17 protein-coding genes and 1 pseudogene are annotated in these 21,209 nt (G+C 51.7%); 2 read left to right on the top strand and 16 right to left on the bottom strand.

Annotated features, from left to right (window positions below; all coding sequences use genetic code 11):
* Positions 1–20: 20 nt before the first annotated feature.
* From cpaB to JJL52_RS21755, 10 genes are all read right to left on the bottom strand, one after another.
* On the bottom strand, positions 21–833 hold the full coding sequence (gene cpaB / locus JJL52_RS08330; protein WP_202051945.1) for a Flp pilus assembly protein CpaB: 813 nt from the start codon (positions 831–833) through the stop codon (positions 21–23).
* Between the two features lie 4 nt (positions 834–837).
* On the bottom strand, positions 838–2,118 hold the full coding sequence (locus JJL52_RS08325) for a DUF8689 domain-containing protein (protein WP_202051944.1): 1,281 nt from the start codon (positions 2,116–2,118) through the stop codon (positions 838–840).
* The gene (locus JJL52_RS08320) at positions 2,106–2,672 is read right to left on the bottom strand and encodes an A24 family peptidase (protein WP_336885049.1); all 567 of its coding nucleotides are present in this window, start codon (positions 2,670–2,672) and stop codon (positions 2,106–2,108) included. Before JJL52_RS08320 ends, JJL52_RS08325 begins: the two co-directional genes overlap by 13 nt.
* Positions 2,673–3,027: 355 nt before the next feature.
* Positions 3,028–3,213, bottom strand: coding sequence for a Flp family type IVb pilin (locus tag JJL52_RS08315; protein WP_202051942.1), 186 nt, complete (start codon positions 3,211–3,213; stop codon positions 3,028–3,030).
* Between the two features lie 473 nt (positions 3,214–3,686).
* A complete protein-coding gene (locus tag JJL52_RS08310; protein ID WP_202051941.1) occupies positions 3,687–4,448 on the bottom strand; it encodes a phosphatase PAP2 family protein in 762 nt (253 codons plus the stop codon).
* A gap of 402 nt (positions 4,449–4,850) precedes the next feature.
* The gene (locus tag JJL52_RS08305; protein WP_202051940.1) at positions 4,851–5,792 is read right to left on the bottom strand and encodes a tetratricopeptide repeat protein; all 942 of its coding nucleotides are present in this window, start codon (positions 5,790–5,792) and stop codon (positions 4,851–4,853) included.
* Between the two features lie 52 nt (positions 5,793–5,844).
* A complete protein-coding gene (locus JJL52_RS08300) occupies positions 5,845–6,804 on the bottom strand; it encodes a type II secretion system F family protein (protein ID WP_202051939.1) in 960 nt (319 codons plus the stop codon).
* A gap of 9 nt (positions 6,805–6,813) precedes the next feature.
* Positions 6,814–7,788, bottom strand: coding sequence for a type II secretion system F family protein (locus JJL52_RS08295; protein ID WP_202051938.1), 975 nt, complete (start codon positions 7,786–7,788; stop codon positions 6,814–6,816).
* A gap of 19 nt (positions 7,789–7,807) precedes the next feature.
* Positions 7,808–9,211 (bottom strand): TadA family conjugal transfer-associated ATPase, encoded by a 1,404-nt coding sequence (locus JJL52_RS08290; protein WP_202051937.1) that lies wholly within the window; start codon positions 9,209–9,211, stop codon positions 7,808–7,810.
* A gap of 733 nt (positions 9,212–9,944) precedes the next feature.
* Positions 9,945–10,079: an integrase core domain-containing protein gene (locus JJL52_RS21755; protein ID WP_202052074.1), complete on the bottom strand. Its 135-nt coding sequence runs from the start codon at positions 10,077–10,079 to the stop codon at positions 9,945–9,947.
* A gap of 199 nt (positions 10,080–10,278) precedes the next feature.
* Between JJL52_RS21755 and JJL52_RS21330 the strand changes: the two are divergent.
* Both JJL52_RS21330 and JJL52_RS08275 read left to right on the top strand, forming a co-directional pair.
* Positions 10,279–10,678 (top strand): annotated as a pseudogene (locus JJL52_RS21330) (transposase domain-containing protein); the annotation flags it as partial.
* Positions 10,679–10,745: 67 nt separating this feature from the next.
* Positions 10,746–12,563 carry a creatininase family protein gene (locus JJL52_RS08275; protein WP_202051935.1) on the top strand — a complete coding sequence of 606 codons (1,818 nt, stop codon included), beginning with the start codon at positions 10,746–10,748 and terminating at the stop codon, positions 12,561–12,563.
* Between the two features lie 151 nt (positions 12,564–12,714).
* On the opposite strand, the gene JJL52_RS08270 is transcribed toward JJL52_RS08275, so the two are convergent.
* The 6 genes from JJL52_RS08270 to JJL52_RS08245 form a co-directional block, all read right to left on the bottom strand.
* Positions 12,715–13,587, bottom strand: coding sequence for a class I SAM-dependent methyltransferase (locus JJL52_RS08270; RefSeq protein ID WP_202052073.1), 873 nt, complete (start codon positions 13,585–13,587; stop codon positions 12,715–12,717).
* Positions 13,588–13,663: 76 nt separating this feature from the next.
* Positions 13,664–14,890 carry an HlyD family secretion protein gene (locus JJL52_RS08265; protein WP_202051934.1) on the bottom strand — a complete coding sequence of 409 codons (1,227 nt, stop codon included), beginning with the start codon at positions 14,888–14,890 and terminating at the stop codon, positions 13,664–13,666.
* 231 nt (positions 14,891–15,121) lie between these two features.
* Positions 15,122–16,594 (bottom strand): efflux transporter outer membrane subunit, encoded by a 1,473-nt coding sequence (locus JJL52_RS08260; protein WP_202051933.1) that lies wholly within the window; start codon positions 16,592–16,594, stop codon positions 15,122–15,124.
* A 2-nt stretch (positions 16,595–16,596) separates the two neighbouring features.
* Complete coding sequence (locus JJL52_RS08255; RefSeq protein WP_202051932.1) at positions 16,597–18,249, bottom strand: DHA2 family efflux MFS transporter permease subunit; 1,653 nt, start codon at positions 18,247–18,249, stop codon at positions 16,597–16,599.
* 363 nt (positions 18,250–18,612) lie between these two features.
* A complete protein-coding gene (locus JJL52_RS08250; RefSeq protein WP_202051931.1) occupies positions 18,613–19,176 on the bottom strand; it encodes an REP-associated tyrosine transposase in 564 nt (187 codons plus the stop codon).
* Positions 19,177–19,258: 82 nt separating this feature from the next.
* Positions 19,259–21,070 (bottom strand): sigma 54-interacting transcriptional regulator, encoded by a 1,812-nt coding sequence (locus JJL52_RS08245; protein WP_202051930.1) that lies wholly within the window; start codon positions 21,068–21,070, stop codon positions 19,259–19,261.
* Positions 21,071–21,209: the final 139 nt, after the last annotated feature.

Genomic DNA, 21,209 nt, shown 5'->3' with positions numbered 1-21,209 from the left:
TAATCTGCCTGTTTATGAATTTATTGTGGTCGATCTTTATTCAAATGCTCCAGATGAATCTGGAGCGGGTCGCCCTTCCCGCCGTTCCAAGGCAGTAAAAGAACTGTCCGATCAAGTTTCGGTGCATTTTCGGCGTCGGCAGCTACCTGAGGAATTGGCTGCGTTTCTTTTAATTTATTCGAATCGACCGGATTTCTTAAGGTTAGCTGGATTTTTCCTTCCTGCATCGCGGCGACCAGGATTTCCGCTTCCTCCGGTTTGAGCTCCAGGGTCACGGCTCGAACCACGGCCGGCTTTTCTTTGTCGGGCGAGGCCTCCTGGTCTACCGCCAGTACCTTGATGTTCTCGAGAATTGTGTGGGTTTCCGCATTACTCTCGCCGTTTCTTCTAACGGCCTGGGTTGCCAGGACATCGACTCTGTTGCCGGGTAAAACGAAACCGGCTACGCCTACCACATCATCAACGCGGATCGAGATTGCTCTTGAATTTTCGCTGACCAAAGAGGATAAGGTGCTGCCGCCTAAGTGTTCCGCGATCCGTTTTGCGGTAATAGGTTCGTTTGGATAAAAATTATTTTTCGCGATTTTTCCGATGACATCTTCCGTTTTGCGGAATGAGCCTTCCGGAATATCGGCGTCCGGCCACTGCATGATTTTGACATGCATCGGCTCCACCTTAACGCCAAAAGGAATTTCCATCGCGCCTACTACCACGGGGGTAGTTGCGGGGCCTTTGCTGTTAATCTGCTTATCTATCCAGGATTTTGCGATCAGCGCGGCGAGCGATGCAAATACGAGTGCCAAAAACAGCATGAAAATAAATCGGCCTTTCATGAAATCAACCTTCTTTCAAATTTATGAAATATGTGTCCCAGGCAAGCATCACTGTGCGTTGAGTGATAGTGCCGGCATTATTCAGATACGCGCCGATATCGAGCGCTATTTCCATTAAATCGCGTGGGTGGCACGGCAGCAAGTCTCGATCGGTAGCCCGAAAACGATCGAATAAACTAGGCAGCACGTTTTCCTCAACCGTTACTTGGTGTTGAGAAACCAAATCTTGCCAGATTTGGGTAAAGTGTTCCTTTGATATAGGGGTAAAATGAATTTTATATCCTAAGCGACGTAAAAAAGCCTCATCCGCTAAGTCTAGCGGATGCAAATTAGTCGAAAAGATCAGAACTGAATCGAACGGAACTGAAAAATGCAGGCCGGTTGAGAGCGTTAAATAGTCGACCCGTTCTTCCATCGGAATAATCCAGCGGTTGAATAATTCAAGCGGCGGCATACGTTGGCGCCCCATGTCGTCGATGATATAAATTCCGTTATTCGTTTTCATCTGGATTGGGGCATAACTGATGCGCACGGCTGGGTCGTATTTGACTTCCAGGCGGTCCATCGTTAATTCTCCTCCGCTTACCGCTACCGGGCGATGGCAACGCAGTAAACGCGGATCGCTGGCTTCATTGAATCTTACCAGGCTATGATTGGTTTCGGTATCGACTGGGGAATGCACTAAAGGGTCGAAATATTGAATTATTTCACGACCTACTACAATAGCGTAAGGAAGATAAACGTTGCCGCCCAGTAAGGCCGACATTTTTTTACAAATATAGGTTTTACCCGTGCCCGCTTGACCATAGATGAGAATCGGCCGGCCCGAATGCAATGCAGGGCCTAGTACATCCAAAAGATTTTCGTCAATTACAATGCGCTCAAATGCCTTTCTGATTTCTTCACGGGTAATGGTGGAATGAAAAAACGATTGCGCCGCCACCAAATTGCGGTAGTGTTCTAGCGTAATGGGGGCTGGGCCGAGATAGCCGTTTTTCAATAATGCATTGGACGCGTCCGCCATGCCCAGTTCGGTCAGTTGGTAACGAACTGCAGCCGAGCTTTCTAAAGGGGTGTTAGCCAGTACGCGTTGGTTTTTCCGCAGCGTATCCAGGATAGGTTCGAGAACAGCGCCGGGTAACTTTAACCGGTTATGCAGCTGATGTATATCGAGCATGCTGCCATCGTAGAGATGTTTTAACAGCAGTTCCTTAATTAAATCTTCCGACAGGCCAGCTTCAGCGAGCGTGCGGGGAGGGCGTGTCAGCGTAATTACATCATCCATTGCGCAATGCCTGTAAAAATGTTATCGAAAGAGCGTTTGTCCGCGACATACGGCAGTAACTGGTACGCGGAGGCTAAGCCAATCGCGGGAGCCAGGGGCATTTGAAAAGCGGCAGGCGAGCCGGATGCGGGCTTACTATAGTGTAGACGACCTTTCCTTAGTGCGCTAAAAAACACGCGATAACGCCAATAGATATCCTTCCATCCCCCGGAAAAAAGCAGAAAAAAAACGGCGAAAAGACCGGATAGAAGAAAAGTATGGTAAAAAATGATAAGAATGGGTTTGATGCCGACGACGCTGCCGGTTGCGGCCATCAGCTTGACATCACCGGCGCCGAGGCCAGTTAGGGCATGGAGCAGAAACATGACAATGAAACCTACTGATAAACCGAGTAGGCTGGCATAAAAGCCGATACCGGAAGCTAGGAAGACATTGCTTCCGATTCCCATCAAGGTAATAGCGGCGCAAAGACCGTTCGGAATTCTGCGCTGGTATATATCGACAGCCGCGGCATAAGTCAACATGGCAATGAGGAGACAATAAACGGAAACCATTCATTTCCTTATGCAAAAAAATTAATCAATCACAATTTCCAGAAAATCTATAAGGCATACTAGTTTTCCGTTATTTTAAACTTGATGAAAAATTCGGACTATTAGGCTGGTGAGAAACTCATTTTGAAGCTAATTTTATAATCTATATTATTGCAATGTTTAACAAGCACTAACGAAAATATGGACTGGGCTTTGATGTTTTTTAGTCTCATGATTGAGTTTCTCCCCAGTCTGCTCATAATGTATCGAAATCCATCTCCATTTACAAACTGCCTATAACCAGCGCCACCGAAGATATAATCTGTTAAATTTTACCATCGATGGGCTGGATCTAGCGTTTAAATACCGACTTTTTTCAACCTGAAGATGGGTTTGCTATAGCACCAGATATCGCTTGCATACCTGTTGTTATCATACCGGAAACACCAGAATTAAAATATGCCGCAGCGCCTAATGTAATAATAACAGCCGCAATTGCGATATATTCTAGGGTTTCAGCGCCTTTTTCGTCTTTTAAAAAATTTTTAATTTTGTTAAGCATTATGAGTCTCCTGATAAGATAATTGAGAAAATTGGATGGGTTCTTGCTAATTTATTGACTTCAATCAAATACCTTGAGTGTTGTTGTCAATACAGGCTCTAAACAAAATGTAAATCCAACATCTCAACATTCGACGGAAAGTGATTGCTGATGTTAAACATTTTCTCACCCCTTTTAGGTCCTGTAATCTATATTCTCGACGAAATTTATGATCTGTCAAGCAAGTTTTAAGGTTTTCAGAGATATCTTTAAGCTATTTTAAAGACTGATTTCCAGCATCATTAAATGCGGGATAACCTTTTTTATGCGTTATAAAATAAATATAGCGCATAATAAAATTATTTCACGAAACCAGCCCGTTGAGCATCCTGTTTTGGTACTACCTCGTGCTAGTAATTTCAAGGGAGGCGGGAGCGCTAACGTTGGGGTATGAGTCGTGAAAGTCGCGACGCCCGGTCCCGCAATTTTTTATTTCAACGTTCAGTCAGGCATATGCCTGATCGGTTTATTGACTTTTTTGCAATGATACCCGCGAGCTTCCAGTACAGCCCGGTCGAGATAATGGAAACATAGCCGTCGACGGCGTAATGCCAGCCCAAATGGACTGAACCGAGCAAAATGAAAAGGCAATACAGCCCAAAAACTCGGCCTACTTTCTTGTTCAGCCTGGCCGTTAACAGATAAAACAAAAACGCTGTAGCGACGTGCATGCTTGGCATGGCCGAGATACCGACGCCGATCATGATCTTATTTTTTTGATACATATCTCTGAGCATTTCCTGTGTCGTCACCGACCAAAGCCCGTATTGTCTGTTCACTTCGTGCAGGTAATTCATTTGCTCGGCGAAATAATGGCTCCCTGTCAGCATTTCAAAATAGCATGGCCCTCCGGAGGCAAATAAAATGGCCACCAAGGTGCCGTTAACGCCCCACACAATAAAGAAGGTAAAGAAAAACTGCATCCGTAAGCCGGGATCTCTGTGGCTGACCAACTGCCAATAGAGAAAAAAAATCAGCATCGGCAGCCAGAAATTGTACAGAATATTGATTGCTTTGGTGATGTATGGAAAACCCAGTAACGGTTGCAGCAAGCGCCAGGGATCGACGCCGAAATGCAGCTTGCGGTCTGTTTCGGCCCAAATAGGATCCCATGAATAGGTGCCGTAGTAAGAAATTAATCCTTTCATATTGGTGAACAACGATAAAAAGATAAACAGCGAAATGAACAGCGGCACCGCCTTGACAAACCGATCTTTTATCTGGAGATTTTTAAACAGCATAGGCCACCAGTCGCGAAAAAGCGGCCTGGGCCGAAGCGTCGCTTTCCACCAGAGGACTTTGAAACAGCCGTACATGATGAATACTTGTGCGATTGCTAAAAGCGTTTCGGCGGCGCTGGAGGCATATATGAAAAAATCGATCCGGTTGAGTATGCCGTTGTGATAAGCCGCTACGCAACACAGCAAGGCATAGGTGATGACCATCTGAAACAGCAGTCTTTCGGCGGGCGAAAAGGCAGGTAATTCCGGTTTTCGGATCAGAGCCACCATGGATTGGGCAGTTTTGGCGCCATTAAAAAAATTTTCCATTTCCATCAGCTCGTATTGATTTTGTGAAAAAGATCCTTTTTCTGTTCGTTAATCTAGCTGCATATTTTGTTTTTTTGTGTTCAATTCATCCAGATTGTCATGCGCTTTGGGATAAAAATGGGAGGATAATATTTGCGCCTGGTTCAGATAAAACTCTGCTTCCTCGAGATCGCCGTTTTTCATCGCGATATAACCGGTATCATTGTTGGCTTCCGGCGGGCTCAACACTTTCGAGAATGAGGCCAGCGCTTCTGGGTAGCGAGCGTGGCGCGCTTCCACAAGCGCAAAATTGTAGAGGGCTTTTTTGAAATCGGGCTGGATTTTTAGCGCCCTGAGAAACAATTCGCGCGCTTCCAGCAGCTTTCCCTGCATATACAGGGAAAAGCCATAGTTATTCAATAATTCCGGATTATTCGGTTGCAATGCATATGCTTGTTCGAAAAATTTTCCGGCTTCAGCATGCTTGCCCCCGATGTCGGCAATAATGCCGAGACCGTTATAGGATTTCCAGCTCTGGTTGTCCGCAGCAATGACTTGTTGCAGCGATTGTTCGGCGTCAGCCAGTTTATTGAGCTGGATCAGTAATAGGCCGTAGCGTTCGCGGATAAGCAGGTTTGTCTTTTTCTGTTCCAGAATCAAACGGTAACAGACTTCGACCAGGTCAAGTTTATTTAGGCGACGATAGATATCCGCCATTTCCTCCAGAATTTTTATATTTTGGGGTGCGAAGTTATACGCCTTCACGTAGTAAGTCTGCGCAAGGTCGACCTTGCCCTCCTGCCAGGCCTTTCTGGCTTTGTCGAGTGCTTCGTCGGCATTTGCTACGGGCAGCAGTTTGTTTTGATTGATTACAGACTTGGCGTCATTCGAGGCCTCATCGAATTCCAGTTTTTCTTTTAGGTTTTCATTAAGACTTTGGCAGCCGCTCGTCAGCAGGGCAGCAGTGATAACAAGACAATTCAGTCTCGACGAAGTATCTGTTCTTTTCATGGGAATTCCTCTATTTATTACCTTACGTTTGCGATCGGCAGCGTTAAAAAATCTACATATTTTTAAAAACCTTGGTCAAACTTAAGGCAAATGGGACGAGAACGATCAGGATGAAGCACGGCAACAAGCAGACAGCAATCGGAAAAATCAGCTTGGCCCCGATTTTTGCCGCCTTTTCCTCGGCGGCCTGCATCCGTTTATCGCGGAAATCCTCCGAATACACTCTTAACGTTTCTGCGATGCTGGAGCCGAAACGCATCGATTGATTGATGGCCGACATCAGGCCGCGAATGTCATCGACGCCGGTACGTTCAGCCAGACCATTAAAGGCTTTCTTGCGATCCACGCCGGCGCGGACTTCGGCGATGACCAGCGACAGTTCCTGTGCCAGCACCGGCTGGCTGAAGCTGATTTCGGACGTCACCTTTTGCAGCGCCGCATCGAGACTCAAACCCGCCTCCGAACAAACCACCAATAAATCCAGCGCATCGGGGAATGCCCGTTGGATGGTTTTTTGCCGGTTTTTGACCATCCTGTCCAGAACTAAGCTGGGGCCGACGAACCCTACAACAAAAGCCAAGCCAGCGGCCTGTAAGAAATAATTGAGCGGCACTTTCGGGATCATCGTTAGAATCACCAGCACAGCGACAGGCAAGGCGATCATTAACACAAACCGCAAGGCGTAGTATTGGTATAGGTTTTTCCGGAAATGAAAACCGGCGTGGTGAAGACGCTGAATGGTACGACCAATTAATTGCTCGTCGGACGGCAGCAAAATACGCTGGTATTTCAAATACACGTTGATGGTGTTGTCGCGGTCTGCGGTCGTCGTAAAATTGGCGTTGCTGTCCTTTAGAAAGCGCGAGCGCACCGGATCGAAGTAGCTGTTGGCCAGCAACAAAAGTCCGAAAACGACGAAAAAAACGGCACCCGCAATAAAAAACAGCGCGAAATGCTCGGCGGTCTGCCGGTCGGTCACATAGCTCAAAAAAAGCTGAGTCAATGTCTCCATAGTGTCACCTTAAGCGTCGATATTAACGATTTTGCGCATCCAGAAAATGGCGAGCACTTCCAGGAAGGCAATGACATAGAACAGCATCATCCCGTTCGGATGCTCATATAATGCCTTGAAGTGATCCGGATTGATCAGGGTCAACATCGCAAACATAAAAAATGGCGTCAGACAGAGTACCCAGGCGGCGAAAATCCCCTCCGCCGAAAGCGTTTTGACCCGCCGTTTCAGTTTAACACGGCTGCGCATGACCTGGCTGATCTTCAATAAGATTTCCGCCATGTTGCCGCCGGTTTCCTTTTGGATCAGCACGGACGTGGCCATCGCACTCAGGCTAAGGCAGGGCATTCGCTCCATCATCAAAGCGAAAGCGACCTCCAGGTCTCTCCCGTAATTGACCTCGTCGAATACTAGACCGAACTCTTTGCCGATGGGATAAGGCATTTCTTCAGCAACAATTTTTAAGCATTCGATAAACGGATAGCCTGTCCTTAGCGATCGAGCCATCATCTCCAACGCTTCAGGCAATTGTTCTTCGAATATTTCCAGGTTTTTATTTCTTTTTTTCTTTAGCCATAAAAACGGCAAATAAAATGCGATGGGTAGCGCGGCGACGGCAAATCCTATATCGTGGGTATAGTGTAATACCGCAAAAGCCATAACAAAGCTTATAACACTATTTATTAAGACGAAACGATAGGCTGGAGTATCTCGTCCGGCACTTTCCAATAAGGCTTTTAAGTCCATCATTGGCGCAAGACTTTCAATCCATCGAGCTAGAGGAGACAATTGATCAAGGTATTTTTTCTTGATTAATTGATGGTAGGTACTGTCTTTCGTTGACAGTAGTTTATCGAAGCGCGTCTTGAGTTTTTTTCGATTTGCGCCATCAGTGCCGAAAGTCGGCAAGATTAACACCTGGGAAAGCAGGAATACTGTAAGAAATACAGACCCGAGAAACAGTAATAAAACAGTCTCATTCATAGCAAGCGTATCCCGTTATTTAAAGATTATTGGTAAAGCAGGAAAGATTCAGATTACTGCCCATCTTATTAATACGATCCAGGCATTTGGGTACAATGCCCGTTGATGAATGATTGCCTCTGACACTGCCGTCGTCATTGACTCCTTGCCGGTTGAAGCGGAATATTTCCGCCAGAGTAATAATATCACCTTCCATTCCGTCCACTTCCTGAATACTGAGCACACGACGGCTACCATCCTCCAGGCGGTTCAACTGAATGATGATGTTTATCGCCGAAGAAATCTGTTTGCGTACTGCCACCATCGGTAGTTCTAGCCCGGCCATGGAAACCATGTTTTCCAGTCTCGCTAGAGCATCCCGAGAGTTGTTTGCATGCACGGTCGTTAATGACCCTTCATGACCGGTATTCATGGCCTGCAGCATGTCAAAAGCTTCTCCGCTTCTGACTTCGCCAATGACGATGCGGTCCGGGCGCATACGCAGGCTGTTACGCACCAGGTCGCGCAACGACACTTCACCCCGGCCTTCCGTATTAGGGGGGCGGGTTTCCAGGCGGAGCACGTGGGGAATTTGAAGCTGCAGTTCGGCTGAATCTTCCAGCGTGATAACTCGCTCTCTTGCGGGAATATAATTCGATATCGCGTTCAGCATCGTCGTTTTACCCGAACCCGTACCGCCGGAAATCAAAATGTTTAATTTTGATTTGGCGGCGGCTTTTAGGAATTCTGCCATATAAACTGTCAATGCGCCTCTCTCGACTAAATCATCGAGTTTCATTTTGTCAGCCGAGAAACGTCTGATCGATAGAGAAGGGCCATCCAGCGCCAAAGGCGGGATGATGGCATTCACCCGCGAACCGTCGGGCAGACGGGCGTCGACCATGGGAGAAGACTCATCGATTCTTCGGCCAACCCGAGAAACGATGCGATCGATGATTTTCATCAAATGATTGTTATCTTTAAACCGGACTGGCGATAATTCCAGGCGTCCAAATCGTTCCACGTACACTTTTTGGCTCCCGTTAACGAGGATATCGGAAACCGTCGGCTCATGAAGCAATGGTTCTAACGGGCCGTAACCTAGAACTTCGTCGCAGATTTCTTTAATAATTTGTTTCTTTGCTGGTGCGTTTAACGGAAAAGATTCTTTATCTATCAGTCGATGGATGATATCGACAATCTGTTTGCGAGCCTCGACTTCCGGAATGCTGCTAAGTAACGTCAGATCTAAAGTGTCGAGTAATTTTTCGTAGACGACATCTTTAAATTCCATCTCAACCTGCGATAAAGCTTTTATATCGAGAGAAGAATTTGTGTTTTCTTTGGTAGGGGCTACCGGTTCCGTAATTACGGCTACTTCTTTCGGTTCATGTTCAACAGCAAAGTTTTTACCGAAATTTTTTATTCTATTTTTTAGTTCCATTATATTTTCCTATTACTATAATTAATTACTCATGGAAAATTTCTAATATTTCACGAGAGATTTTTCCAGATTGGAAGATAAGGCTTACGTTATATCGATTTATGATTTTAATCTGGTTCATCTCTCCACCGAGAAGGACGAAAATAATTAGTAATTCGAATTTTAAAACCACAAATCTTCCAATATTTAAGAATAATCTGTGTTAAACCAATTAACATTGAATCTTTTACAAGATCCTCTAAAGGAAAGAAGGATTAAATTCCTAACTTCGCCTCATTGTATAATCATAGCAATTCCGTTGGTAAATATGTTGGCTAGAGGCTGATTTTGAAGACAATTTATTAGCGTTGATACCCTTATTCAATCAAGTACGGGTAACTGTATTTTAAGGTTGTTGATCGTAAAACTTATCCATTGATCCATTTTAGCCAAGAACAACCGCGTCATTCCTGCAAGGAATGCTGGAACTCAGGCGCGAGGGATGGCAAACTTTAATATATTCGTGCTCTCGGCACTCGCTCTTGCATTGCCTCGATCGCGTGTTCCATACCCGATTCTACCTCCCCCATCCCGCGATGCCATTAACTTAACGGTATTGCCTCATCCTTGGGGTCGTACGGTATCTCCGCTTTTAAGCGAGCAGAAAAGTAGAGGTGAGGAGGCCTGGGCTAATTTTTGTTTAGGGGGATGCTCCCCGATGACCATATTGGGCCGTTCATGAGTGTATGTCCATTCAGTTGCCGGCAAAATCCTGAACCTGCGAAATCGAACCAAACAGATACTGAGCTGGCCATTGGTAAAGCCCTGTTCGGTTATAGCGTTTGATATAGGCATTCTGTTGTGGATTTCCCGGTCGGTTGCAGTCGATCTAAATTTCCTTTAGTTTAGCCCAGGTTTTCAATATGCTGCTGATGTATTCAGGCCCCTTGTCGCAGCGAATCGTCTGGAGGAGTTCCGCGCCCTTCGATAGGTCGATCCAACGTGGGGGTGACACGAAGGGCCTGCAACGAGAAATCCTTTTAATGCCAAAAACTTCCCGGTTAAAGTCATTGATTACGTTAGTATTTTCCGCGCAGGCTGACTTTGTCTTGGATGCCTTGCAGCAGGCTTTGTATGATCATCGGTCAGCAAGGGATGGCGGTCTGGTTCACCATGGTAACCGCGGCGCACAGTATGTGTCGATCCCCTATAGCGAGCGTTTGGCAGAAGCCGGTGTTTGAGGCTGCGGCGGGTAGCGCGGGCAACTTCTAATGAGGATGCCCTGGCCGAAACCATCAATGGGCTGTAAAAGCCGAGGTGATCCATCGACGATCCTGGAAAAACCGTGAAACCGTCAAACCGAGGAGCTGGTGGCGTTGACTTGGATCGGGGTTTAATCGGCGACGTTTGCGGGGACCGATGGGTAATATTACTCCGGCTGAAGCGGAAACAAGACATTATCAGCAATTTTCGAGTCCGCTCTGGTAGCATGACTCACAACTCAGCCTCCTCCGGGATAACCCGGGGCAGCTCACTTTTCATTAGCGAGGCATTCTTGAACCAATTTGAATCAATATGGGAGCTGGCTGTTAAGCTGGCAGCGCCTTTCGAATTGTTTTTCGCCAATAACGATAGGGTCTACTGGCTTTATTTATGGTCCGCGTTCACGATAGCCTTTTTCCTATACCTTGTCCACAAGAAAAGCTACGCAAAAGCCGGGATCAGGACGTTGGAGTTCTTTTTTCCACAACGCATCCTTTTTCACCGTTCGGCGGTGAACGACTATCTGTTTTTCTATGCGGATAGATTGTTCCAGACCGCTTTTGTCAGTTTATTGTTCGCCTCGGTGTTTTTCGAGCTTTCCCGAAGCGCGGAAAATTATCTCGGCTCGTGGTTTCCCGGTTTGCGCGGGCAACTGAGAAATGTCGAGAACATCGGATGGGCGACGACCCTTTTTATGGCGCTGATCGCCGATTTCGGACTGTTTCTGGCCCATTACCTAGAGCATAAGATCCCCTGGCTGTGGGAGTTTCATAAGGTTCACCATTCGGCCGAGGTGATGACGCCGATCACGGTCTTTCGAATGCATCCGGTAGACAACCTCTTCACTTACAGCCTGGTCGGCATTCTTTCGGGGCTTGGGGCGGGCGGCGCGCTGTTTTTATATGGCGGCGATTTTCCCTTTTACAACGTGGCCGGCGTTAATATCGTTTTGATTTTTTTCTATTTCGCCGGCTACAATCTCCGGCATTCCCACTTCTGGTGGAGTTGGGGGCCGGTGTTGAGCCGGATTTTCATCAGCCCGGCGCAGCATCAGATTCATCACAGCGACGAGCCCCGGCATTTCGACAAAAACATGGGGTTTACGTTTGCGATTTGGGACGGTTTGTTCGGCACCTTGTACGTGCCGAAAGAAAAGGAAGCGCTGACGTTCGGTCTGGGGCCGAAAGAAAACGAAAAATTCTCCACCTTCTGGAGCCTGTATCTGATGCCCTTCATTAATCTCGCGCAAAATTTCCGTCCGGGCATGCTGCTGCAGCCTAGACGCTATTTGTCGGTGCTGGTCTTTCTGGGCGTGGTCGGGCCGGCTCTCTATTGGGGAAGTGCCGGCAGCTCGACGGCAGAGATTCCCGCCGGTGTTTATCTGGAGGATATGACCTGGCAGGAAGTACGCGATGCGATCAAGGCCGGTTCGACGATTGCGATCGTCCCGACCGGGGGTACGGAGCAGAACGGGCCGCATGCGGTACTCGGAAAGCACAACTATATCGTGAAGTATGCGGTCGGGAAAATCGCCGAAAAACTGGGCCATGCCTTGGTTGCGCCGGTGGTGACGTATGTGCCGGAAGGTGTCATTTCTCCGCCGGAAGGCCATATGCGATTCCCTGGAACGCTTTCGGTTTCCGATGCGACGTTTGAGGCGGTGTTGGAGGCAACCGCGGAAAGCCTGAAGCAGCACGGATTCAAAACGATCGCGTTCGTAGGCGACAGCGGCGGCAATCAGGCGGCGCAGCAGCGCGTAGCCGAAAGGCTGAACCGCTTATGGCAGGATTCGGGCGCCCTTGTGATCCAAGTCAACGATTATTATCAGAATAACGGGCAGGTTGGATATCTGGCGAGTCAGGGCTTTTCCGCTCTCCAAATCGGCGGCCATGCCGGCATTCGGGATACGTCCGAATTGATGTTTGTGCAGACGACAGGCGTCAGAAGGCGGTTCAAAGAAGATCATAGCGGTGCTGATTTCTCGCTGATCGGCGCGGACGGAGACGCCGGCAAGGCGAGCCCGGCTTTAGGGCGTATTCTGCTGGATTTAAAGATCGATGCGGCGGTTCGGCAGATACGGAACGTTTTGCATGGGGAGTCTCTTCGATAAAATATCCGCAGAAGAGCTGGGCGGATTTGTAACACTTCCCCTCTTTGAAAAAGAGGGGTTAGGGGAGATTTTTTAAATAAATCCCCCTCAATCCCCCTTTTTTCAAAGGGGGAAGCCGTGATGAATCCTGCCGGAATGAGAATTTCTTAACTCAAGTCAACGGCTTCGTGGCGACTGCATAAATCACATTCGCTTCAATTTCGCAGACCGATTTTGTTTCCAGTTCCGCCAGATTGACCTGTTTTACCCGCTGCAACTGGTCCGGCTCCAATTGATCGAGCGTTCCCCGGTAACCGCTGCCCATCGCCAGGGTCCACCAGTCCTCGGGACTCGATAACGGATGTACGGCGGGTTCGGCAACGATATTGACATCGACATTGTGCAGTCCGGCTTCGGCAAGCATCTCGGCGAGCCCTTCGGGACTGGAAATGCGGTCCCACGGATTGAAGCCCTTGTAAAGTTCGGGGCGCTCCCTCTGCACGGCCTGCCAGAACAGGCTGTTCGCCGGTTCGAACAAATCCGGTCCCCAAGTGGTAATCGCAAGCCGGCCGCCGGGCCTCACGTTCCGCCATAATTCCTCGACCGCTGCCGCCATGTCGGGCACGAAGAAGATCCCGAAAATGCAGATCACCGCATCGAAGTGCCCGTCGGGATAGCCGAGCGCGAGCATGTCGCCCGCCCGGAATTCCAGGTTCTTCAGGCGCTTCGCTTCCGCTTTCGTTTTAGCTTCGGCCAGCAGTTTATCCGCCAGGTCGACGGCGAGCACGCTGCCGCGGGGGCCAACTTTGATCGCCGCCGGCAATGCGGAAGCGCCGGTTCCGGAGCAGACATCCAGAACCCGTTCTCCGGGCAACAGGTTGAGGCGTTCTACCGTGTTGCTTCCGAAACGGTTCCAGAAGGTATTGGCGGGATGGTCGAACAAGTCGGCCGCCGCATTGTAAGCCTGAGCGGTTTTAGCCTTGGCTTCCTCGAATGCATTCATTGAAACTTCCTTAAAAATGGGTCGGGCCGGTGCGCCCGATATAAATCGGTTGAGCTTGCTCTGACGACTATATCAGGAAATGATCCGTTTTCGCATCGAAAAGCTTCGTTTGACGGTTTCACGAGTGCCGGGTATCGGGTGCGCTGTCTTTTGGGCTTTTATGGACCCGATTCGCTTCAATGATTTGGCGGATCAGCACTTCGGCGCCTTCCAGCTGGCGGTCGTAAACCTCGGTTTTATAAGCTGACGGCGTTGTGGTCAAAGGTTTCAGAACGGAACGGCCAGGATGGCGGGTATCGATGCGGACCACGGCGGACAAACCCGGGCGCAACGGCTTGGCCTGTAGCTCATCGGCGCGCAGGCCGATTCGGACCGGCACCCGTTCGACGATATGGATATAGTTGCCGGTGGCGTTATTGGGCGGGAGAAGGCCGAATACGCTGCCGGTGCCGGCTCCAAGCCCCAGCACTTCGCCGTGATAGACGGTATCGGAGCCGTACAAATCCACCGTGATTTCGACCGGTTGGCCGGGCCGCACGTGGGTCAGCTCGTTTTCGAGAAAGTTCGCCTCGATCCATAAATAATCCAGCGGCACGATCGCCATCAGCGGCGTTTCCGGACGCACCTGTTCGCCCGGCTGGATGCTGCGTTTGGCGACGAAGCCCGACACCGGCGCGACGATCTCCTGGCGGACCTTGTCCAAATACGCCTGCTTGAAGGCGGCGATTGTTTGTAATACTTTCGGATTGTCTGCCGGAGTGGTATTCCGGACCAGCGCTTCGGCGCCTTCCAGTTCGGCGCGCGTTTGCCGCGCGTCGGCCTCCTGCTCGCGCACCTGAAATTCGCTGTCTTCGATCTGTTGTGCCGACACCGCGCCGTCGGCGGCCACGCTATGGAAGCGGGCCAAGTCACGCCGGCTGCGCTGAAGTTTGGCTTCCTTCGCGGCCAGTTTCTGGCGCAGGGTTTCGGCTTGGCTAAACTGCGTTTCGATCTGGCGCACGCTGTCGGCCAGGTTCGCGGCCGCCTTTTCGAACGCGACTTCTGCCTCCAGGCCGTCGAGCCGGACCAGTACGTCGCCCCGCTGTACGAACTGGGTGTCATCGACCCGCACGTCCGCCACGGTGCCTCCGGTCTGTGCTTTCAGCGGCGTTAAATTGCCGGTCACATAGGCATCGTTGGTGACCGCGAAACGGTGGGAATAACCCCGCCAGTAGGCCAGATAAGCCAGTCCGAGCACCAATGCGGTCACCGTGACCAGCCTAAGCCGGCGGCCGCGGCTTTGCCGGCGTTCACGGAAGCCGGCGCGGGGTTTGAGTTTGTTCAAGACGGTTTGAGTATCGTTCATTACTGTCTGCCTCTCTGGGCGATTAAAAAATCATTTGTCGTTAAAGTCTTTGAAGGGTGGATGCGCTGCGCTTGTCCACCCTACCTTAACCTGAGTTCGGGACAAGAAATCCAGGGCGCACCTTTTTGCGTAATAAATCTGTTTTAGCCAACCTATCTGAAGGGAACCGGCAGGCTCTGAGGGAGCGCTTCTCGTAGGGTACGCTGTGCGTACCTTTTGCGGCTAACGGTACTACTTGACTACCTTATAACTAACGCGGCTTTTCAACGCCGCGGCTTCGCCGTTTTCATAACCGCCGCCCAGGGCTTCGATCAGGCTCACGGCGGCCAGAAGATGGGCGTTATGCAGTTCGCTGGCGGTCAGACGCTGCTCGATCAGTGCCGTTTCGGCATCGATCATGCCGTCACGATCGCTGAGTCCTGCCTGAAAACGCTTACGGGCCAGCTCGGATTCGGCCTCGGCAGCTTTCAGCGCACGTGCCTCGGACATCTCGTGCTCGGAACTCTGCCGCCATTCGGCCAAGCTGTCGGCGACCTGCTGAACGGCGGTCAGCAGGGTGTCGTTATAGCTTTCGACTGCGGCATCAAAACCGGCCTCCTGGCTCTTCAATTCCGCCTCCAGGCGCCCGCCTTCGAAGATCGGCAGGGTCAAGGTCGGTCCCATACCGTAGGCGACGCTGGCGCCGTGCGAGAGAAACAAATCCTTCAGATTCAGGCTGCGCAGGCCGGCAAAACCCACCAGATCGACGTCGGGATAAAAATTGGTCTTCGCGACTTTGATCATTTGGGCGGCCGATTCTACCCGCCATAGCGCTGCCGCCACGTCCGGACGATGCGCCAGCAGGCCCAAGGCCACTGTTTCCGGCTTCGGCAGGTAGCCGAGGATTTCGATGCGGGCGGCTCGAACGGATTTTCCCCAATCAGGCCCTTGCCCGGCCAGCGTTGCCAGCCGGTTCCGCAATACCTGGGTGTCGTGACGTGCGCGGGTCTCCCGCTGGCGCGCCGCTTCCAGTTGCTGCCGATTGGCGTAAACCGGATCCTGATTGCTTAATCCGCGTTGCCAGCGCAGTTCCGCCAGTTGACGTTTTTCTTCGATTTTCCCGCTCAAATCCCGGGCCAGCTCGGCATCCTCCTCGGTTGCGCGCAAGCTGAAATAGCTGCGGGCGATTGCGGCGCTCAGCAGCAGTCGCGCCATCGCCAACTCTGACGCTTGCGCTTTTTCCTTGCCGAGCGCCGCCTCCAGCGCAGCTTTGTCCTTGCCCCACAGGTCGAGGTGATAATGGAAGACCATGGGGTCGATGTAGGCGCCGGTAAAGGTTTTACCGCCGTTGGGGCCGTAAAAATCGGTAGCCGAAAAACGGCGGTGATGCAATTCGACGCTGGCATGGATGCTCGGCAGCATTTCGGCAGCCTGAAAATCCGCGGCGGCTTCCGCCTGGGTCAGGCGCGCGGAAACCACGCGCAGGCTGGGATTATCCCGCAGTGCCGTTTCGATCAGACGGGTCAGTTCGGGATTTTGGAATGCCTGCCACCATTGCGCCCGGGGCCACTCCTGTACGATCTTCTCGGCCTGCGGATCGGTGGCGAGCGTTTGGGTCAGTTTGGGCGGTGCGATCGGTTTGGCGCGTACGCCGTCTTCCGGCAACAGGGCGCAGCCGTTCAAAGAGAAAGCGGCCGCGAGCAGGGTGATTTTAACCAGCCTCATCGTTACGGTTCCTCTACCAAGTCTTCTAAAGCTTCCAGACGCCTGTCTTCTTTCGGGGGCACGGCAGATCTCGGTCCGACCGGGGCGGCAAACCAGACCAGTCCCGCAAGGCCTACGAAGAGCCAGGCCGACAGCCTGAACGTGTCGTTCAGCCCCAGGATTGAGGCATGCTGGCCGGCGAGAGCGGCAAGCCTTGCGGTAGCCAACGTGCCGTGCAGGCCGGCGTCGTGCAGGCGGTCGATCGTGTGCGCCGACCAGCCGTCGTACAGTGAAAAGCTTTCGATCAGGCGGCTTTGATGGAAGGCGGTACGCCGTTCCCAGAATACGCCGAATAAGGGGGAGGCTATGCTGCCGCCCATTACCCGCAGCAGGCCGCCCAGTTCGACGGCTTGGGTTTGCCGTTTCGGCGCCAATCCGGAAAGGAACAACGTGGTCAACGGTACGAACAGGCCGCCCAGGCAGAAGCCTTCCAGTACCTGCGTCCATAACGGCTGAGTAAACCAGCCGCCGCGGCCGAAGAAGTCGTACCGGCTGGTCCAGCCGCAAAACAGCGCGAACAGCAGCATGTTGATGCAGACCAGTAGGCGGGCGTCGAAACAGTGCACGATCCGGTGCATGACGCTCGCCATCGGTTTGGCCAGGAACACTAAAGGCAGCAGCACGCTGCCGGCCAGAAACGAGGTGTAGCCGGCGACTGTCTGCAAACGCACCAGCAGCACCGACAGCAAGCCGTACATGATCATGAAGCCGAGGCTCAGCAGCAGGCTGCCGATCGCGAAATTGCGCTGGCTGAACAAGCGCAAGTCGAGCAGCGGCGAGCGTTCCGCCAGTTCCCAAACGATGAAATAACCCAGCATTGCCGTGCCCGCCAGCGCGGTAGCGATCAATCCGGGCGAGTTGAACCAGTCGGCGTCCTGTCCCTGGTTCAGTACGGTCTGCAGGCAGAACAGCGCGGCGGCCAGCAGCAGAAAGCCGGTCTTGTCGAACGGCTTTTTCCGCCCAGGCGCGTGCCGGTCGAACAACAAGGCCCAGACCAGAGTCGAAGACAACAAGGGCAGGGGGATGTTCAGGTAGAACAGCCAGCGCCATCCCCATTGGTCCGCGATCCAGCCGCCGGCCGCAGGCCCCAGCGTAAACGGGCTCAGCGCGGCAATACTCCACAGCGAGACTGCGAAAGACTTGGCCGATTCAGGATACTCGCGCATCAGCAGTGTCTGCGACAGCGGAATGGTCAGTCCTCCGAAAAAGCCTTGCAGCGCCCGCCCGGTTAAAAACCAGGACAGGTCGGAAGTCGCGGCGCAGAGCAGCGAAGCCAGCGCCACCCCGGCCATCGCTGCCAGATAAAGGCGGACTTCGCCGACAGCGGCCGACAGCGAGGAACTGACCGGCAGAGCCAAGGCCAGACTGACGAAATAATAGCTTTGCATCCAGCCGGCATGGCTCGGGCTGACGCCGAGACCGCCGGTTGCATGCAGGCTGATCGAGGCAAAAGCGCCGGTATTGAACAGCACCAGGATATTGCCGAGCAGCAGGGCGACGTTCAGGAAGAAAAATTGCGTTCGGGTCAGGGCGCGTTCGTTTGTTTCAGCGCTGGTGAGGCTGTCGTGAGTCAAGGTCGCCCAGGCGGCCCGGGCGGTGTTATCGTTTTCGGTCATGGTTTGGTATTTTCGGAAATCACCTCGAGGTGAGATTATCCGTAGTACAGCAAGAGCCATGCCGGAAATGAAAAAATCCTTGTTAAGTATATTTAAATCAGTAGTTTAATGAAGAATTCGGGAGAAGAGCGAAGGCTATAAAAATTACGGTTTCGCTAAATATCGTAAATTTAACGAAATATCGTGATTCCATTATCGTGATTCCATTGTAGGGTACGCTGCGCGTACCGTTTTTTTAGTTTTTCGTGTTCTTCCGGAATATAAATTTATGAAAAAAGGTACGCACAGCGTACCCTACGGCACAATATCAGTCGTAGGGTACGCTGTGCGTACCATGAAACGTTAAAGAGGTGCAACGTGCCTTTATTCCATGGCGGTAATATCCAGATCATCAAACTCCATGACTCCGTATACTGTATTGCCCCAATGCGGCGGATAAACGCCCTGCTTAACCCAGCGGTGAAAAGTCGAATAAGGCCAATCCTGCACCGATTCCACATACCCATGTTTTACCGGGTTATAGTGGATATAATCGAAATGCCGCGCATAATCGTCTTCGTCCCGGATCGTATGTTCCCAAAACCGGCGTTGGAAAACGCCATGCCGTCTTTGACGAATCCGTGAATCGCTAAGGGCTTGCTCGCTGCCGCCGGCAGCCAGATACGCTTTGGTAAATTCTTTTTTGATCCATCCCCAACGCGCCGAATAACGGGAGTCGCCTTCCGGCAGAGTCAAAAGGACGTGTAGATGATCGTCGAGTAAAACCAGCGCATCGATCCGAAACGGCCAATGCCGTTGGCATTCTCGAATGGCAGTGCGCAGGATGGAGCGCGAGGTATCGGTGCAGAGAATCGGGGCTCGCTTTTCGGTTACCACAGTAAAGAAGAACGAGCCGCCGGGAACATAAGCACGTCGAAAGTATGACATAAATGACACCAAGAGATGAGTTAAGTAGGGTACGCTGTGCGTACCTTATTGGCATTTAATGGTACGCACAGCGTACCCTACGTCAGTCGGTTCGGGAAATTCCTAGTTTTAGCATTCGGGAGCGCAAGGTATTCGGATTTATGCCGAGAATCGCGGCGGCTCCTTTCGGGCCGGAAATTACCCAGCCGGTTTCTTTCAATGTGCGCAGGATATGTTCTTTCTCCAGTGATTCGAGCGTTTGCGGTTTTATTGGCAGGGGAGGGCTCTTGTCTCGAGAAGGCTGCAAAGGGGGGATTTCCAGCAGCGAGCCCCGCGACAGAATCACCGCCCGCTCGATCACGTTCTGCAATTCGCGGACATTGCCGGGCCAGACGTAGCATTTTAACTGGTCAAGGCCGGCAGGCTCGATGTCGTCGAAATGCTTGCCGAATTTTTTCGCATATTTGGTCAGGAAAAAACGCGCGAGCAGCGGAATATCTGCGCTCCGCTGCCGTAGCGCCGGTACTTCGACCGGGAACACGTTCAGCCGGTAATAGAGGTCGGCTCGGAATCGGCCCGCCGCGATCTCTTCGGGCAAATTGCGGTTCGTGGCCGCGATGATCCGTACGTCTACCCGGATCGACTCGCTGCCGCCCACGCGCTCGAACTCCTGTTCCTGCAGCACCCGGAGCAGTTTGGCCTGTGCCGGCTGGGACAGTTCGCCCACCTCGTCCAGGAACAGCGTGCCGCCGTCGGCCAGTTCGAAGCGGCCTTTGCGCTGTTGAATCGCGCCGGTGAAGGCGCCTTTTTCATGGCCGAACAGTTCGCTTTCGATCAGCTCGGCAGGGAGCGCTGCGCAGTTGACCTTGACCAGGATTGCCGCGTTGCGGCTACTGTATTCGTGGATCGCCCGCGCCAGGAGTTCCTTGCCGGTACCGGTTTCGCCGAGCAGCAGCACCGGGGTATCGGTGCGGGCGACCATCCTGACCTGTTCCATCACGGTCCGCATCACCTTGGAACCGCTGATGAAATCGCCCGGATTGTGCTCGTCGTTGATCACTTCCTGCAGATAGCCTTTTTCCTGCTGCAGCCGTTCCAATTTCTGTTCGGCAAGGCGGCGGTCGTTGACGTCGCGCAGGATGATCGTAAAGAGTTTTTGACCGCCGGCTTCCAGCGGCGAAAAGGTCGCTTCGATCGGAAATTCCTCACCGTCCGCGCGGCGGGCACTGAGCCCTTCCGGTACCCAGGCGGGCGTTTTAGTGGCGCTGTCGAAAGCGATGAATTGTTTGAATAATGGGTTGCACCGCGGGGCGATAAAGCGCTCGAACGGCTGACCGATCGCGAAGTCGGCGGCGCAGCGAAAGATGCGCGCGGCCGCCGCATTGAATAAAGTGATATTGTGGCGTTCGTCGACCGTCACAATCGCGTCCATCGCCGAACCGAGAATCGATGAAATCCGTTGTTCGCTTTCGCCGAGCGCCTGCATCATCAGGCGCTGCTCGGTGCGGTCGCGCTGGGTTTCGACGACTGCCACGACTTCGCCGTTTTCGTCATGAATCGCGCAGGCATCGATCACCAGATACAGCCGGCGTCCGTCAGGCATCGGGCACCAGTTTTCGGTATGGTAAATATCGGTCCGGGATGCGGGGGCGCCGGCCCATTCATACAGTCCCTTGACGTCGCCGAGACTATCGTCGAGCAGCAAGTCCGCCAGACAGGGGCGTTTTTCGGTATAAAAGCCCTGCCAATGCCGATCGCTGCCTGTCATTTCTTCCGCTTTTAGGCCGGTCAGTTGCTCGCAGGCCTTGTTCCAGATCACGACCTGATGCTGGGAGTTCAGCACGAAAGCCGATACGGGCAGGTGCTGGAGTAAATGCTCTGCCGATAAATTTTGCGATGAAGAATATTCTTTCATTGTATAGGCGAGTTGAAGGAGACGGTAAGAACTTACTGCAACGGTGGTTTCAAGTCACGATATTTCGTAAGAGATCACTCTCAAACTCCCTCTATTTATTTTGGATAGAAATAATTGGCCGGAATTGTTGCAGGATACT

It is taken from the genome of Candidatus Methylomicrobium oryzae, assembly GCF_016745425.1.
Classification (GTDB): Bacteria; Pseudomonadota; Gammaproteobacteria; order Methylococcales; family Methylomonadaceae; genus Methylomicrobium; species Methylomicrobium oryzae.
This window is presented reverse-complemented; position numbering and strand designations above follow the sequence as displayed.